Genomic DNA, 15135 nt, shown 5'->3' with positions numbered 1-15135 from the left:
CTCGTACTGCAACCGGCATGCTCCAGCACGCCCCCGATCGGCACGCACTGTGCTACACCGGCACCCAAAAAAACAACAATACTGACCAAAAGGTAGGTAATCCTGGATTTTCCTGCCATACTGCCCCAGTGCCGGTTTTTCTCCGCACGATCCACACACTTTGCAGCAGCACCCGACCCAGCACCGCAGTGAGATACGAGGGAGTATTCCATGGCTTTAACGACCGAGCGCACGCAGGCAACCAGCGCTAAACGGAACGAAGAACGGCGGGTCCTCGCCGGCACAATGGTGGGTACCACCATCGAGTGGTATGACTTCTTCATTTACGCCCAGGCCGCCGGCCTCGTGCTGGCCGGCCTGTTCTTCGCCCCGCTCGCCGGCGAGAATGAGCCGCTCGCCCAGCTGATCGCCTGGGCCTCGCTCGGCATTAGTTTTCTGTTCCGCCCGCTCGGCGCCATCGTCGCCGGCCACCTCGGCGACCGGATCGGCCGCAAGGCGATGCTGGTCTTCACCCTCGTTATGATGGGCGCGGCCACCGCACTCATCGGCCTCCTGCCGACCTTCGACCAGATCGGCGTCTGGGCGCCCATCTTCCTGATCGTGCTTCGCATCCTGCAGGGCTTCTCGGCCGGCGGCGAATGGGGCGGTGCCGCACTCATGTCGGTTGAACACGCACCGATCAACAAACGCGGCTTCTTCGGCGCCTACCCGCAGATCGGCGTTCCGGTCGGCCTCATCCTTGCCACCGGCGTGATGATCGCCGTGACCACCTCGATGAGCGAAGAGGCATTCCTCAGCTGGGGCTGGCGCATCCCGTTCCTGGTTTCCGTGCTGCTCATCGTCGTCGGCTGGGTCATCCGCCGCGCGGTCGCCGAGAGCCCGGTCTTCAAGGAGATGCAGACCCGCAAGAAGGAATCTGCCGCCCCACTCAAGCAGCTGTTCAAGAACCACTCTCGTCAGGTCATCCTCACCGCACTCATCTTCATCGCCAACAACGCGGCCGGCTACATGCTCATCGCCTTCTTCAGCTCCTACGCCACCAAGCCCGCCGAAGCCGGCGGACTCGGCATGGAGCGCACCCCGGTGCTTATCGCGAGCACCGTTGCAGCCGTGTTCTGGCTCGCCTCGACCATGGCCGGTGGCATCCTCTCTGACAAAATCGGCCGCGTGCGCACCTTCCAGATTGGCTACGCGTTTCTCTTCATCTGGGCAATCCCGATGTTCCTGCTGATCGACACCGGCGACATCGTCTGGTTCGCGCTCTCGCTCATCATCCTGGCGAGCGGACTCGGTCTCTCCTACGGCCCGCAGGCCGCGCTCTACGCCGAGATGTTCCCGGCTCAGGTGCGCTACTCCGGCGTGTCGATCGGTTACGCCCTCGGCGCGATTCTCGGTGGAGCCTTCGCCCCGCTGATCGCCCAGCTGCTGCTCGATCAGACCGGCCAGTCCGTCTCGATCGGCGTCTACCTCATGGTGCTCGCCGCGATCTCCTTCGTCGCGGTGACCCTCGTGAAGGAAACCCGCGGGGTTCCGCTGGGCATCAGCACGCACGAGTAACCAGCTCGCAGTACCTGACCGTGCCGCCCGGCCTCTACCCCGGCGGCACGGTTATTTTATGCTCCCTGTGGCCGGGCGAGCCTGCTCGCCCGGGGACTAATTCAGGAAATTCCCGCGACCCCCGGCGGTCCGCCGCAGGTTTTTGCGGGGCGGGCCCAGACATCCGCTCACCATTCCTGAATTAGCCACCACCAGCCCGGGCACACCGGCACAGAAGTGGGCCCCCGCCGGTGGCGAGGGCCCTGTTTTCCTGAGCGGATGGTTAGCCGTTGATGACCTGCGGCACGCCGAGTGCCTTGAGGCCCTCGACACCGAACTCGAGCCCGTAGCCGGACTGCTTGGCCCCGCCAAACGGAATCATCGGGTGCACCGCGCCGTGCGCGTTGATCCACACCGTGCCGGTTTCGAGGCGAGCGGCGACCGCGCGCGCTGCGACGAGGTCGCTCGACCAAACCGAACCGCCGAGCCCGACGTCAACACTGTTGGCGCGAGCGATGACATCGTCAAGGTCGGTATAGCGGATGATCGGAAGCGCCGGCCCGAACTGCTCCTCCCGCACGAGCGGGTTGTCGTCGTCGATGTCGGCGATGAGCGTGGTCGGGTAGAAGAAACCGGGAGCCGCCAGGTCGGGGTTACCGCCGATGAGCACGCGTGCTCCGGAGTCTTTCGCTGACTGCACGAGGCCGGCGACAATGTCGAACTGGGCCTTATTCTGCAGCGGGCCGAGCACGTTGTTCTCGTCAATTCCGACACCCATCGGCATCTTGGCGGCGACTGCTGTGAGTGCGTCGCAGACCGCGTCGTAGATGTCGTCGTGCACGTAGAGGCGCTTGAGCGCTGCGCAGGTCTGGCCGGTGTTGATGAACGCGCCCCAGAACAGTCCCTCAGCGATGGCCTCCGGGTCGGCGTCGGGAAGCACGATTCCGGCGTCGTTGCCGCCGAGCTCGAGGGTGAGGCGCTTGACCGTGTCGGCCGAGCTCTTGATGATGGCCTTGCCGGTCGCGGTCGATCCGGTGAACATGACCTTGCCGATGCCGGGGTGCACGGCGAGGCCGGCACCGATCGCGCGGCCGCCGGAGACGACGCTGACGAGTCCTTCTGGCAGCATCTGGTTCAGCACTGCCACGAGAGCGAGCACGCTGAGCGGCGTGTACTCGGAGGGCTTGACCACGACGGCGTTGCCCATGCGCAGCGCGGGAGCGATCTGCCAGATCGCAATCATCATCGGCCAGTTCCACGGGCCGATCGCGCCGACGACGCCGATCGGGCGGTAGGTGATCGCCGCGTGGGTGGTGCCGTCGTCGATGAGCACCTCAGACTCCAGCGGGGTCGCCGCAGCCGTGCGCAGCCAAGCGGATGCTCCGCCCACCTCGAACCGCGCGTTCGGACCATTGAGCGGTTTACCCTGTTCGCGGGAGAGCAACTGGGCGAGGGCCTCGGCTGCTGCATCGATCGCGTCGGCGGCGCGCACCATGACGGCGCTGCGCTGGGTGTGCCCGAGCGCGGCCCAGGCCGGCTGGGCCAGCGTTGCCGCGGCGATGGCGGCTTCGAGGTCGTCGACGGTGTGCACCGGGGCGAGACCGACCACCGCGCCGGTCGCGGGGTCGAGAATCTCGCGCGTCTCACCCGTTGTGGGAGTGATGGCGGCGAGCAGCCCGTCGAAGGTGTCGAGTGTCGGGGTGGCCAGGGTGTCGTTCGTTGTCATGAGTCCTCCACATTGAGTGCGGCGTCTTCAGTCCCGCCGTGGCTCCACCGTATGCGCGAGCACCGACATCCACTTGCACGAGAGCGCTACCCACTCGCCATCCCGCGCACATCGTGCACGAGCCCGATGGTCAGGCCAGAAACTCCAGCGCCGCCTGCTTGAACTCACGCGACGTCAGCGCGTTGACATGGGTGCGGCCAGGCAGCTCGAGGTACTGCGCGCCGCGCTCGGCCGCGAGTGCGACTACCCCGGCGGTGATCTGGTCGGCACCGCCGGCGACAAAGAGCTGCGGGATGCCGGCGGGCACGTCGAGCGTGAAACCCGCGACCCCCTGCACGCATGCCAACAGCGCCTCGCGGTCGGCACCGGCCGCGATTGCCGGGCCGAGAACCGCTGCGATGGTCGGGTCGGCGGGCAGCTGACCCGAGACAATGAACCGGTTGACCTCACCCTGGTCCCAGGTCTCGAACAGTTCGAGCGGACCCGCTCCGCCGAGCACGAGTCGCCGCACGCGCTCCGGCGCCAGCCGGGCCAGGGCGGCGACCACCCGCGATCCCATGGAGTATCCGATCACGTCGACCCGGTCGAGTTCGAGGGTGTCGAGCACGGCCACGAGGTCGGCGGCGAGTTGCCGGGGCGCGTAATCAGCGGCACGATGCGGCTTGTCGCTGCGCCCGTGGCCGCGCAGGTCGGGTGTGATCGCCCCGCGACCCGCCTCGCCTAGCGCGCGCACCCAGCCGGAACCGCCCCAGGTGACCGCGACAGTCGAGGCGAAACCGTGCACGAGCAGCACCGGCCGCTCTCCCGGCGTGGCGTCGAAGGCGATGCGCACACCGTCGAGCCGTCTTGCGAACTCCGTCACTCGACGGCGTCACTCGCGGCGAACACCGCGCCGGCGTGCGCCATCTCGGCGAGGGCGGCCTGGGTGGATTCGGCGGCGACCCCGGCCACGAGGTCAGTCAGCACGCGCACGTGCTGGCCGTGCTCGAGGGCATCGAGGGTGGAAGCCCGCACGCAGTAGTCGGTGGCGAGGCCGACGATGTCAACGTCGGTGACTCCGTGCTCGCTGAGCAGTGCGCCCACGGTCTGCCCGGCCTCGGTGGTGCCCTCGAAGATGGAGTACGCGGGCTTGCCCTGGCCCTTGCGAATGTGAAAGGTCACCGCATCCGGTGTGAGAGCTTTGTGATATTCGGCGCCCGCAGTTCCAGCCACACAGTGCACCGGCCAGGTCGTGACGTAGTCGGGAGCAGCGTCGCGGGCGAAGTGACCGCCGTTGTCGTTGCCGATGTCGTGCCAGTCGCGCGAGGCGAAGACGTATTTATAGGCGCCACCATGATCAGCCAGCAGCGCGCTCACGCCCGCCGCGACCGCGCTACCGCCGTCAACCCCGAGCGCACCGCCCTCGGTGAAATCGTTCTGAACGTCGATGATGAATAGTGCACGGGTCACGAGTTCTCCTTACGAATGGTCAGTTGTTGGACAGATTATCGCCGCAGTGGAAAAAGCCGGTGGTCAGGGTGTCGATGGCGATTTTCGCATTCGAACTCACGTTGCCAATGGCGTAAATAGCGAAGGTAAGCGGGGTGCCGTCGGCGGAGTGGATGACGCCGGCGAGTGTGTAGCCGGTGTCGATCCAGCCGGTTTTGGCGAAGACGGCGCCGTCAGCAGCGGAGTTCGCGCCAGCGAAACGGTCGCTGTAGGAGAGGGATCCGCGCGGACCGCCGGCGACCGGCAGGCCGTCGAACAGTACGCCCAGGTTGCCTTCACGCGCGTTGACCTTCACGAACAGGGCGGTGAGGTAGGCCGGCGATACGGCGTTGTTCGGGCTGAGCCCGGAGCCGTCCTTGATGATCATGCCGGTCGTGTCGATGCCATAGGCGGCAAGCCCGCCAACGATGCCCTGCTGCAGTGCGGAGAAAGAGTTGCCGGCACCGTTTTCGATGGCGACGAGGCGGGCGAGCATTTCGGCGATGGTGTTGTCGCTCACGATGAGGGACTGCTGAATGAGCGTGGACACCGGCGCGGACTGCACGGCGCCGAGCTGGGCGGCGCCGGCCGGGGCCGTGGCCTGGCTGATGGCGAGTCCGCCACCGAGGGCGTCGGCGAAGGCCTGCCCGGCCCGGGCAATCGGGTCTTCGCTGCGAGCGGAGGTGCTGCGGGTGGGTTCGTTGCGGTCGCCGTCCACCATGAGGGCCGTGATTTCGGGCATGTAGCCGAGGCCGAGTTCGGTGCGGGCCCAGCCGTCGTCCCAGTCGGGGCCGGAGAAGTAGGAGGAGTCGAGCACGAGGGAGGTGATCGGCGGGTTGGCCGGGTCGGCGGCCCAGGCGACCATGGTCTGGGTGGCGAGGTCGTCGAGGTGGGCTGCCCCGGTATAGAACGGCTCCTGGCCTGTGGGCAGGCGCGACAGTGTCAGGTCTCCGCCGCCGACGAGCACGATCTGGCCGGGTTCGGCGCCCTTCACGACGCGGGTGGTGGCGCGGTAGTCGCTGCCCAGCACGTTGAGCGCGGCGGCCGAGGTGAGTACCTTCATGACGCTCGCCGTGCGGGACGACGTCGTGCCGCCGCGGTCGAACAGAACTTCGCCGGTGGTGGCGTTGACGACCTGCGCCTGAAAATCGGCGAGGCGCGTGTCGGCAGCGAGCCCGGCGACCGAGCAGGTGCGCAGACGGCTAGCCGTCGTTGCCTCGGCGGGCACCGGCCGGGCCGGATCCACCGTGGGCGTCGGGCTCGGAGTGGCCGTCGACGATGAAACAGCGGATGCCGCAGCCGGCTCGTTCCCGCCGGTCTGCGTTCCAGCGAACACTGCTCCACTGCTCCACTGCTCAGCAGTACGAACACCAGGGCGCCGGCGGCGATCAGCCACGCCCGGCGATGCTGGGAGAAGACGGCCGCGATGCCGCCGCGCGGGGCCGTAGAAGCCGTGGCGGGTTCGGGTGTCTGCACTGGTTCGTCCACCTCCGTATGGTATCCGACTGGCCTCGGGCAGGCTATTCGCCCGGGTAGCGCAAGCCGATCTGGGCGCGCACGGAATCGAGGGTCTCCAGGATCGCAACGGATTCTTCGGCCGGCATGATGTCGCTCGAGATTCTGCCGGCCCGAATCAGCGCCTCGACCTCGACCGCTTCGAAGTGCATGCCGCGGCCAGCGAACTCGGCCGGCACAAAGGTCTCGAGCACCGCGCCGAGATTATCCAGCACCCGAAATTCGGTCGGCGAGTACCACACCGAGTTGATATCGATGCGCCCCAGCGTGCCAATGATGGAGGCCGTGGTGGGGCCGAGGGTGTCGCTGGCCGAGAACGTCGTGGCGATCTGACCGCCGGCGTAGCGAAAGATGGTGGCGATCTGGGCATCCGCTCCGGTGGCTTTGAACGAGGCGCTGGCCAGAATTGTGTCGGGCACCCCGAACACGGCGTGCGCGAAGTTCACCGGGTAGACGCCGAGGTCGAGCAGCGCGCCGCCGCCGAGGGCGAGCGAGTTCAGCCGATGCGCCGGATTGTCGGGTAGATCTTGGGTGTGGTCGGCGAGCAGGCTGCGCACGTCACCGAGCGTTCCGGCGGCGAGAACCTCGCGAATACGGGCCATGTGCGGCAGAAACCGCGTCCACATGGCTTCCATCACCAGCAATCCGCGGCTCACTGCGAGATCGACTATCTGGCGGGCTTCACGAGCATTGAGCGCAAACGGCTTCTCGATGAGCACGTGCTTGCCGGCGTTCAGCGCGAGACGTGCATGCTCAGCGTGGAAGGGGTGCGGGGTCGACACGTAGATGACGTCGACCTCGGGGTCGTTCACGAGATCGGCGTAGCTGGAGTGCGCGGTGGGAATGGAGAATTCGGCAGCGAAGGAATGCGCTGAGGCCTGGCTGCGCGATCCGACCGCCTGCACCGTATGGCCGTTCTGCACGAGGTCGTTGGTGAACAGGTGGGCGATGCCGCCGGTGGCCAGGATTCCCCAGCGAATGAGAGCCGTCATGCCTGCAGTTTATCCACGGGCGCCGACATTGCGTTCTGGATGCCGAGGCCCGACACGATTCCGCCGCCAACCAGCAGAATTCCGGTGGCAATCGCGGCCCGATGGAACCCCTCGACGTCGAGCACCGGCCCGACGATGATGCTCGCCGCTGCGATCGCGACGAGTCCCGCCACCCGTGACAGGGCGTTGTTGACGGCCGAGGCGATGCCGGCCCGGCTGGGATCGATGGCGCCGAGGATGGCGGAGGTCAGCGGGGCCACGGTGATGGTCAGGCCCAGGCCGAAGATAACGACGCCGGGCAGCACGCTGCTGAAGTAGATGACGCTCTGATCGACCCGCAGCATGGTGAAGAAGCCGATTCCGGCGGTGATCGGGCCGACGCACATGAACAGCCGCGGCCCGAACCGTCCGGCGAGCCGGCCGACAAGACCCGACAGCGCAATGCTCAGGATGCTGACGGGCAGCAACGCCAGGCCGGCCAGCGTCGCTGAATACCCGCCGACCTGCTGCAGGAACACCGCGAGAATGAACGAGCCGAGCGACAGGGCCGCATAGATGAAGGTCGTGGCCACGTTGCCCACCCAGAAGTTGCGCACCTGGAACAGGCTGAGCGGCATCATCGGTTGCCGGGTGCGGCGCTCGTGTGCGATGAACGCGGCAAAGCACACGAGGCCCACCACGAGTGGAATCAGGATGACCGGGCTGCCCCACCCGAAGTTGCCCTGTTCGATGAGCGCGAAGACGGGCAGGGCCAGGCCGAGCACCCCGAGTACCGCGCCGACGATGTCGACGCGGGTGCCGGCATCCGCTGCAGGGTCGCGGGGAAGGCGCGCCAGCAGAAACAGGGTCGCCGCGATGGGCACGATGTTGATGGCGAACACCAGCCGCCACGACGAGAGATCGACCAGCAGACCCCCGATGAGCGGGCCGGCGATGAAGGCGGTACTGGTCCAGGCAGTCCAGGTGCCGATCGCGCGAGCCTGGCCGGCGCCAGAAAACGTGCTGAAGATAAGCGCCAGGGAGCTCGGCACCAGCAGGGCACCGGCCACCCCCTGCAATCCACGCGCGCCGATCAGAACGAGGGCGCTCGGTGCCAGGGCGCAGAGAACGGATGCCGCGGCGAACCCCACGAGGCCCCAGAACAGCACCCGCTTACGCCCAAACGCGTCGGAGAGTGAACCGGCGAGCAGGATGATGCCGCCCAGGGTGATGAGGTAGGCATCGACGACCCACTGCTGGGTGGCAATGCCGCCGCCGAGCTCACGAGTGATCGCTGGCAGGGCCACATTGATGACGGTGCCGTCGAGAAATGCGATGAACGAGGCGAGCACCGCGACCACGAGAACGAGCCGTTGGGTGCCGGCCGAAGAACTTGTCATGATCCGAGTTAACTCCACCGGCCGCAATATATAGGTCAAACTAGACCAATGATCACCCTGCAGCAGGATGCCGATGGCTTCATCCGCATGAACCGGCACTTTCCCGACAACTCACTCATCAGCATCAGCTTCACCGAGGGGGCCGCGAAGGAATTCACCGGAACCCAGCTGAACGCCATCTTCGACGACGCCCTGGCCGAGTTTCGCGGGCAGAACCGTCTCGAGGGGGCGAAGGGCTTCTCCCGGGCACCCGCGAAAACCGTGCACCCCACGAAGAACATCACCTTCGTGAAGGTGCACCCCGGAATGGCCGCCTAACCTCGACCACTCAGGCGGTTTGCGGCGCTCGGGCGGTCAGCGCGGCGAGCCTGTCGACACCGATCGGTTCGTCGGCCAGCAACGGAACGATCGCGACCCGATCGGCACGGGCGTGCACCTCGTCGATCTGGATGGCCTCGTTGGCGGCGCGCGCCTGCAGAAAAGGCGTCTCCGGGTGCGCTGCGGCGATGGAATTGTTCACCACCCAGCCCCAGGGCTGGATTCCGGCGCGAACGAGGTCGTCCTGCAGCCCCGCGGCCTCGAGCACCGGCGTCGTCTCGGCCAAGGTCACCAGCAACACCTTGGTCAGCGCCGGATCCTGAAGCCGCATCAACGGGGTCACGAACGCCATGCCCTCCCCCATCTGGCGGGCGATTTCCCGGTGATACGCCCCGGTGGCGTCGAGCAACAGCAGGGTGTGACCGGTCGGCGCGGTATCGACAACGACAAATTCGTGCCGCGATTCGTGCACCGCCTGCGAGAACTGCCTAAAAACCGCGACCTCGTCGGTACACGGCGAGAGCAGGTCTTCGGCCAGGGCAGCTCGGCCATCGTTGTCGAGATTCTTACCCTTGGTGGCCATGACGTGATCCCGATACTCCCGAATCGCTTCCTCCGGGTCGATGCGTGAGACGCGCAGCCCCGGCAGGCTCCCGTGCAGGGTCGCGGCCAGATGGGCGGCCGGATCCGTCGTCGTCAGGTGCACGGCGTGGCCGCGCTGGGCGAGAGCCACGGCGAGTGCCGCCGCAATCGTGGTCTTGCCCACGCCGCCCTTTCCCATACAGAGAATGAGGCCGTGCCCGGTCGGTTCCAGCTCGTCGACGAACGCGCCGAGCGGTGCATCCGGCACGTCAACCCGAGTCTGCGAATCGGCTCTGTCAGCACCGGGCCGAAACAGTGTGCGCAGCGCCGCGACGCCCACCATGTTGCCCGCTTTGAGCTCGAGGATGTCCCGCGGCAAGGCTGCCAGGCGTGCGGGAATTCCGCTCAGCGCGGCCTCCTCCCGGTTGCGCACCGCTGTCGCTATCGGCTCGGTTCCAGCTTGATTCGGCAGTACGCCGTTGATCACGACGTAGCCGCCGAGAATGCCGATCTGCTCAAGCTCCCCGAAGGTGCGATCGATTTCGGCCACAGCGGATGCCTGCGCCCGCGCCACCAGCACCAGTCGCGTCCGCGCGGGGTCGGCCAGGGCGGCGACCGCCGCGGCGTAGACCGTCTTGTGCTTCTCCAGCCCGGACAACGGGCCGAGGCACGACGGATCGCCCTTACCCGCGTCGAGAAATTCGGTCCAGGAACCCGGGAGTTGCAGCAGGCGAATCGTGTGCCCGGTCGGCGCAGTGTCGAACACGATGTGGTCGTAGGTCGTGAGCAGGCTGTCGTCGGTGAGCAGGTTGGTGAACTCGTCGAACGAAGCGACTTCGGTAGTACAAGAGCCCGAAAGCCCCTCGGCAATGCTCGCGAGCTCGCGCTCCGGCAGCAGTCCGCGAACCGGGGCGATGATGCGTTCGCGGTAGGCATCCGCTGCCTGCTCCGGGTCGATTTCGAGAGCGCTCAGGCCGGCAATCGCGACGATCGGCGTGACGGTGTTGCCGATGGTGAGGCCAAAGACCTGGCCGATGTTGGAGGCCGGGTCGGTGCTCACCAGCAGCACGCGGCGTCCGCGTTCGGCCAGCTCCACGGCGGCGGCGCAGGCAACGGATGTCTTCCCCACGCCGCCCTTGCCGGTGAAGAACACAAAGCGGGGCGGGTTGTGCAGGAACTTCATGGTGTCAGCTGTCCGTGGTGTCAGCAGCAAGCCGAGTCGGCGTCGCAGCATCCGCTGTCAGATTGTGCGGTCAACCCGAGCTGCGGGCGCTCAGCCAGGCCGGCGAAGGCGAGCAGCTGATCTTTGGAGGGGTAGGAGCCGGTCGCGACGGTGACGCCGTCGACGACGGTGAGCGGCAGCCCGGTGGAACCGACGACGTGCATGAAAGCGCGCACGGTCTCATCCGTCGTGAAAGCGAGCGGATCGGTGGCCAGATTGTGGCGTTGGATGTCCGCGCCGAGCTCCTGCAGATTGCGCACGGCGGCCGTCACCTCCACCAGGGACTGGTCGACGTCGACGCCACAGACGCCGGTGTCGCAGCACAATGCCGGTTCGTAGATTCGGATGGCAGCCATGTCGATCTCCCTCGAAATTTCAGTCACGCTCGCTATATCGATCAGTATCAATGTAGCAGTAGGCTGGTGCCGCCACCTACCGAGAGGATCAACCGATGACCGAGAAATCTGAGATCACCGAGCTCGTTCGCGAGCGCTACGCGGCGGCCGCCCTGCAGCTGAGCGATGTCTCGAGCACGTCCTGCTGCGTGCCCACCGACCTCGGCAACGGCGACGTGTTCGGGCGGGTGCTGTATACCCAGGGTGAGGACGACGAGATCCCCGAGGAAGCGCTCCTGGCCAGCCTGGGCTGCGGCAACCCGACGGCGGTCGCTGACCTGCACCCGGGCGAAACTGTGCTCGACCTGGGCTCTGGCGGCGGCATCGACGTGCTTCTCTCCGCCCGCCGAGTGGGCCCGACCGGCTTCGCCTACGGGCTCGACATGACCGATGAGATGCTCGCGCTCGCCCGGGCCAACGCCGCCAAGGCCGAAGCCACTAACGTCGAGTTCATCAAGGGGCAGATGGAGGCCATCCCCCTGGCCGACGACACCATCGACGTGATTATCTCCAACTGCGTCATCAACCTGTCCGCCGACAAGAATGCCGTGATCTCCGAGATGTTCCGGGTATTGAAGCCCGGCGGGCGCCTCGGCATCTCCGATGTCGTGGCCGAAAACCACCTGAGCGCAGAGGATCGTATCCAGCGCGGCAGCTACGCCGGCTGCATCGCTGGTGCCCTCTCGAACCAGGAGTACCTCGACGCCCTGGCCGCAGCGGGCTTCGTCGACGGGGCCGTGAACTACACCCACGAGGTCGCCGCCGAAATGCACGGAGCCATCGTGAAGGCCGTCAAGCCCGGCGTTCCCTCCGACGCCTGACTGCGGCTGGTTCTGCGGCTACAGGTAGGCGGCCGGTTATCCCGCCCGTCGTGGCACGCCTTTGAGAAGTTGGCACTGGTTTGAACACGGGCCAGCTTCCGCACAACGTGCAGCGAGCGCGCACAAACAGCCGAGGTCGTGCCCGTTCCCTACTTCCGTTCGACGCTGAACAGCTCACACTCCGCGTTGTAGTAGTCAGAGGTCGTCCCTTTGTGCGTCATTCCGATGCGCTGGGCCACAGCCTGTGATGCGACATTGTCCTTGTTGGTCACGGCAGAGATCCGATCGAGTCCCATCACAAAGGCGTGGGCCAGGACGGCTCGCGCCGCTTCACTCGCATAACCGTGCCCCCACGCGTCGGGGTGCAGATGCCAACCGATCTCAATCTCACCAGAGGGACTCAACGGCATCTCCGCACCGGATGCGGGTAGTGGTTTCAGGAGCAACACGCCGAATCGCTGTCCGCTCGTCTTCTCCGTGATCGCCCACAGCCCGTGCACGGGATGCTCGAATGCGGCGTATCGCGCGGCGCGCTCGTTTGCCTCGGAGCGATCAGCCATCACTCGGGGCTTCACACCGATGAAGCGTTGCACGTCCCATCGGGAGTACATGTCGAAGATGAAGTCCGCATCATCGGTAGTGAAACGGCGAAGTGCGAGACGATCAGTCAGCAGTTCTTTCACGTGTCGAGTCTAGGCGGCAGCACTTGCGAATCGCAGGTAAATTGTCCTGCCACAACGTACCGTGGCCGGTTCGAGCACTTAGGCAGGATCAGATGACTACAAAGCTATTGGCATCGACGTGGCCGCTGTCGATGAACGGGTCGACGTGAATACGAACCTGTCGTGTGGATCCCATTCGTACTCGTCGTCGCAACGGTAACCGCGCAGCCACGGCTGGCCGTCGACGACGCGAATGTAGAAGCCTTTCGGGAAAGCGGCCTCTAATCGAAGCGGTGGGGCGGCGACGGTGAGCGATCCGGACGGTGCGTGGCCATTGGACATGACCGTGTCGGGAGCTGCCCTCTGACTGCCGAGCGCCAACCGAAGGTAGGGGGCGGCACCCGATGGGCAGAGGTGGAGGCCGCCCTCGCGGGCTGTCTGAAAGATGCGCGAGAGCACAGCACCGTCCTCCAGCCCCAGTTCGATCAAAGAGTGTTCGACGACGGTTATGGTCTCGCGTTCCGGGCCGTCGAAGATGGGGTCGTCGAGCAAGACGGTCGCCCAGTCGTTCAATTGCACACCCGCTTTGCCCACAGCTTCCCGCAACTGCGGTCGGGTCATGGTGCCGGTCTCGAAACTGAGCGGTTCTAGAAGGGTTGGAAGATGCATACCATCAGCTTCACGCAAAACAAGCACCCGAGCGCACTCTGCGCGATTTGTGTGAACACGATTAGATGGGACGATGAATGCAAATTATCGGTTCTCATCTGACGTTGCCGAGATCGACCGCGACCAGGTGCACCGCTGGATCAGCGAGCAGTCCTACTGGGCGCCCGAGCGATCACGCTCACGACAAGACGCAGCGATTGACGGCTCACGCAACTTCGGCGTGTACGACACCGTGTCCAACCGGCAGGTCGCCTACGCGCGCGTCATCACCGACGGCGTCACGTTTGCCTGGCTCTGCGATGTCTTCGTCGACCCCGCCGTTCGCGGTCACGGCATTGGCAAGGCCCTCATCGCGGGGATTCTCGAGGAGTGCGATCCCCTGGGACTGAGGCGCATCGCCCTCTCGACCAACGATGCACACGGCCTGTATTCCAATCTCGGGTTCTCCACTTTGATCGCCCCGGAGACGTGGATGGAGCGCATCGTCAACCCCGGCGTGTAGCCAAGAGACGACTATCTGCTCCGCGCGTGCGACCCCCGGAGACGTGGGATCTACAACCGCCTTCGCGATACAGAAGATGTCTTTCGCGCCGAAATCCTGCACCCCTTGGCAAAATGAACCGAAGCGTGTAACACTCTGACTGCGGCCGGACATTATTGGGTATGACTGACTTTGACGCAGACGCCAGCGATGCAGACGTGTGGTCGCAGGTGCGCGCGGGCAACGGCCAGTCGTTCGGGGTGCTCTTCGACCGGCACCGCGACCGGGTCTTCCGCTACAGCTTCAGACTGGGAAATCCTCTCGCTCTGTGTTCTCGAAGAGCTCTCGGCACCAGACGTCGGCGAGATCCTCGGCATCGCCCCCGGCGCAGTCCGCGCACGCCTCATGCGCGCCAAACGGCGCCTCAGCCACACCCTTGACATCGATTCCTTGACAGTTTCCTCAGGAGAGACACGATGAATACGAACGATGACAGCCGCCCCGTGTTCAACGAAGCGCGCAGCGCCTCGATGCGCGCGATGCTGGTCGATGTTGCAGAAATCGGCACCACCCAGAATCGTCGATTCCGAGTGGCTCAACGAGCGTGGACCGTCGTGCCGGCCGCCCTCCTGGTGATCGGCCTCTCAGCGGGCATGTTTTTCGCCACCCAACCAGTGACCGATCAGTACTCAGTCGCCTGCTTCGCCCGCGCCGAACTGGACTGGCGCGGAGCCTTCCCCGGCACGACCGGCGCGTCCCTCATCGGCACAACCGATGGCTCAGACGGAGGATCATCCCCCATCACCGACGCCATCGCGTTCTGTTCCGACCTGTGGGCGCAGCACGCACTCGATGCCAGCTCCCCCAACGGAACACCCCCCGGCCCCGGATACGAAGATCGCACCTTCTCCCACCCCGTGCCCAGCCCCCTGACCGAGTGCGTCATGAAAAACGGCGCAGCGGCCGTTATCCCCGGCGGCCCCGACGTGTGCAGCCGACTCGGCCTCGCCTCAAAATCCCAATAGGCCGCCCGCATCGGCACCACCCACGCAGACCGCTGATGCTCGAGAACTTGGCCGGCCTTCTCAGCTACCAAGTTCTAGACACTTCAACACCGCGTGTGCTGCTCGACCCAGTTCAACTCCACGAAGAATGTGAAAACCACCTGGGCGTGGGCAAATTGTGGGCAAATCCGGTAAATTCGGAGAAACATACCACTCAGTCAGTTTTGGAAACCAACTCTGACCAGGAGTTTTAGTGGAGCCGCCTGTCAGAATCGAACTGACGACCTTCTCATTACGAGTGAGATGCTCTACCAACTGAGCTAAGGCGGCGATACCAGAACACCCCATAAGGCACTCGGTGACACA

Annotated in this window: 16 protein-coding genes and 1 tRNA gene; 6 read left to right on the top strand and 11 right to left on the bottom strand. The window is 65.6% G+C overall.

Annotated features, from left to right (window positions below; genetic code table 11):
• Positions 1-210 precede the first annotated feature (210 nt).
• Entirely contained in the window at positions 211-1557 is a 1347-nt protein-coding gene (locus tag CXY77_RS11535; RefSeq protein WP_092339089.1) for an MFS transporter, read from the top strand.
• A gap of 262 nt (positions 1558-1819) precedes the next feature.
• Here CXY77_RS11535 and CXY77_RS11530 read toward each other — a convergent pair whose 3' ends face one another.
• From CXY77_RS11530 to CXY77_RS11505, 6 genes are all read right to left on the bottom strand, one after another.
• Positions 1820-3262 (bottom strand): aldehyde dehydrogenase family protein, encoded by a 1443-nt coding sequence (locus tag CXY77_RS11530; protein ID WP_092339091.1) that lies wholly within the window; start codon positions 3260-3262, stop codon positions 1820-1822.
• Between the two features lie 130 nt (positions 3263-3392).
• Complete coding sequence (locus CXY77_RS11525) at positions 3393-4124, bottom strand: alpha/beta fold hydrolase (RefSeq protein WP_233197360.1); 732 nt, start codon at positions 4122-4124, stop codon at positions 3393-3395.
• Complete coding sequence (locus CXY77_RS11520) at positions 4121-4711, bottom strand: isochorismatase family protein (protein WP_104089650.1); 591 nt, start codon at positions 4709-4711, stop codon at positions 4121-4123. Before CXY77_RS11520 ends, CXY77_RS11525 begins: the two co-directional genes overlap by 4 nt.
• 19 nt (positions 4712-4730) lie before the next feature.
• Positions 4731-6065 (bottom strand): D-alanyl-D-alanine carboxypeptidase/D-alanyl-D-alanine-endopeptidase, encoded by a 1335-nt coding sequence (locus CXY77_RS11515; protein WP_233197359.1) that lies wholly within the window; start codon positions 6063-6065, stop codon positions 4731-4733.
• A 184-nt stretch (positions 6066-6249) separates the two neighbouring features.
• Complete coding sequence (locus tag CXY77_RS11510; RefSeq protein WP_092339095.1) at positions 6250-7236, bottom strand: Gfo/Idh/MocA family protein; 987 nt, start codon at positions 7234-7236, stop codon at positions 6250-6252.
• Positions 7233-8615 carry a DHA2 family efflux MFS transporter permease subunit gene (locus tag CXY77_RS11505; protein ID WP_092339097.1) on the bottom strand — a complete coding sequence of 461 codons (1383 nt, stop codon included), beginning with the start codon at positions 8613-8615 and terminating at the stop codon, positions 7233-7235. Before CXY77_RS11505 ends, CXY77_RS11510 begins: the two co-directional genes overlap by 4 nt.
• 48 nt (positions 8616-8663) lie before the next feature.
• On the opposite strand from CXY77_RS11505, the gene CXY77_RS11500 reads away from it, so the two are divergent.
• Complete coding sequence (locus CXY77_RS11500) at positions 8664-8933, top strand: hypothetical protein (RefSeq protein ID WP_092339099.1); 270 nt, start codon at positions 8664-8666, stop codon at positions 8931-8933.
• 10 nt (positions 8934-8943) lie between these two features.
• Here CXY77_RS11500 and arsA read toward each other — a convergent pair whose 3' ends face one another.
• Both arsA and arsD read right to left on the bottom strand, forming a co-directional pair.
• Positions 8944-10698 carry an arsenical pump-driving ATPase gene (arsA, locus tag CXY77_RS11495; protein WP_104089815.1) on the bottom strand — a complete coding sequence of 585 codons (1755 nt, stop codon included), beginning with the start codon at positions 10696-10698 and terminating at the stop codon, positions 8944-8946.
• Positions 10699-10718: 20 nt separating this feature from the next.
• Positions 10719-11093 (bottom strand): arsenite efflux transporter metallochaperone ArsD, encoded by a 375-nt coding sequence (arsD, locus tag CXY77_RS11490; protein WP_092339101.1) that lies wholly within the window; start codon positions 11091-11093, stop codon positions 10719-10721.
• Positions 11094-11188: 95 nt separating this feature from the next.
• Here arsD and arsM point away from each other — a divergent pair, with 95 nt between their 5' ends.
• Positions 11189-11953 carry an arsenite methyltransferase gene (gene arsM, locus CXY77_RS11485; RefSeq protein ID WP_092339103.1) on the top strand — a complete coding sequence of 255 codons (765 nt, stop codon included), beginning with the start codon at positions 11189-11191 and terminating at the stop codon, positions 11951-11953.
• A 149-nt stretch (positions 11954-12102) separates the two neighbouring features.
• Here arsM and CXY77_RS11480 read toward each other — a convergent pair whose 3' ends face one another.
• Complete coding sequence (locus CXY77_RS11480; protein WP_092339105.1) at positions 12103-12636, bottom strand: GNAT family N-acetyltransferase; 534 nt, start codon at positions 12634-12636, stop codon at positions 12103-12105.
• 96 nt (positions 12637-12732) lie between these two features.
• Complete coding sequence (locus CXY77_RS11475; protein ID WP_104089648.1) at positions 12733-13284, bottom strand: hypothetical protein; 552 nt, start codon at positions 13282-13284, stop codon at positions 12733-12735.
• A gap of 73 nt (positions 13285-13357) precedes the next feature.
• Between CXY77_RS11475 and CXY77_RS11470 the strand changes: the two genes are divergently transcribed.
• The 3 genes from CXY77_RS11470 to CXY77_RS11460 all read left to right on the top strand — a co-directional run bounded on the left by CXY77_RS11470 (position 13358) and on the right by CXY77_RS11460 (position 14790).
• Positions 13358-13786, top strand: coding sequence for a GNAT family N-acetyltransferase (locus CXY77_RS11470; RefSeq protein WP_092339109.1), 429 nt, complete (start codon positions 13358-13360; stop codon positions 13784-13786).
• 189 nt (positions 13787-13975) lie between these two features.
• Entirely contained in the window at positions 13976-14245 is a 270-nt protein-coding gene (locus CXY77_RS11465; RefSeq protein WP_104130099.1) for an RNA polymerase sigma factor, read from the top strand.
• Positions 14242-14790 (top strand): hypothetical protein, encoded by a 549-nt coding sequence (locus CXY77_RS11460; protein ID WP_104130098.1) that lies wholly within the window; start codon positions 14242-14244, stop codon positions 14788-14790. Before CXY77_RS11465 ends, CXY77_RS11460 begins: the two co-directional genes overlap by 4 nt.
• Before the next feature lie 233 nt (positions 14791-15023).
• On the opposite strand, the gene CXY77_RS11455 is transcribed toward CXY77_RS11460, so the two are convergent.
• Positions 15024-15099, bottom strand: a tRNA-Thr gene (locus tag CXY77_RS11455).
• Positions 15100-15135 lie beyond the last annotated feature (36 nt).

The sequence above is a fragment of the Cryobacterium sp. N21 genome (genome assembly GCF_002929575.1).
GTDB lineage: Bacteria > Actinomycetota > Actinomycetes > Actinomycetales > Microbacteriaceae > Cryobacterium > Cryobacterium flavum.
This window is presented reverse-complemented; position numbering and strand designations above follow the sequence as displayed.

Bases quoted from the DNA above. Each gene is read 5' to 3' on its own strand.
- CXY77_RS11475 (WP_104089648.1), bottom strand. From the start codon at position 13,284: ATGCATCTTCCAACCCTTCTAGAACCGCTCAGTTTCGAGACCGGCACC.
- CXY77_RS11535 (WP_092339089.1), top strand. From the start codon at position 211: ATGGCTTTAACGACCGAGCGCACGCAGGCAACCAGCGCTAAACGGAAC.
- CXY77_RS11465 (WP_104130099.1), top strand. From the start codon at position 13,976: ATGCAGACGTGTGGTCGCAGGTGCGCGCGGGCAACGGCCAGTCGTTCG.
- CXY77_RS11470 (WP_092339109.1), top strand. From the start codon at position 13,358: ATGAATGCAAATTATCGGTTCTCATCTGACGTTGCCGAGATCGACCGC.
- CXY77_RS11460 (WP_104130098.1), top strand. From the start codon at position 14,242: ATGAATACGAACGATGACAGCCGCCCCGTGTTCAACGAAGCGCGCAGC.
- arsD (WP_092339101.1), bottom strand. From the start codon at position 11,093: ATGGCTGCCATCCGAATCTACGAACCGGCATTGTGCTGCGACACCGGC.
- CXY77_RS11510 (WP_092339095.1), bottom strand. From the start codon at position 7,236: ATGACGGCTCTCATTCGCTGGGGAATCCTGGCCACCGGCGGCATCGCC.
- CXY77_RS11500 (WP_092339099.1), top strand. From the start codon at position 8,664: ATGATCACCCTGCAGCAGGATGCCGATGGCTTCATCCGCATGAACCGG.
- CXY77_RS11505 (WP_092339097.1), bottom strand. From the start codon at position 8,615: ATGACAAGTTCTTCGGCCGGCACCCAACGGCTCGTTCTCGTGGTCGCG.
- CXY77_RS11530 (WP_092339091.1), bottom strand. From the start codon at position 3,262: ATGACAACGAACGACACCCTGGCCACCCCGACACTCGACACCTTCGAC.
- arsM (WP_092339103.1), top strand. From the start codon at position 11,189: ATGACCGAGAAATCTGAGATCACCGAGCTCGTTCGCGAGCGCTACGCG.
- arsA (WP_104089815.1), bottom strand. From the start codon at position 10,698: ATGAAGTTCCTGCACAACCCGCCCCGCTTTGTGTTCTTCACCGGCAAG.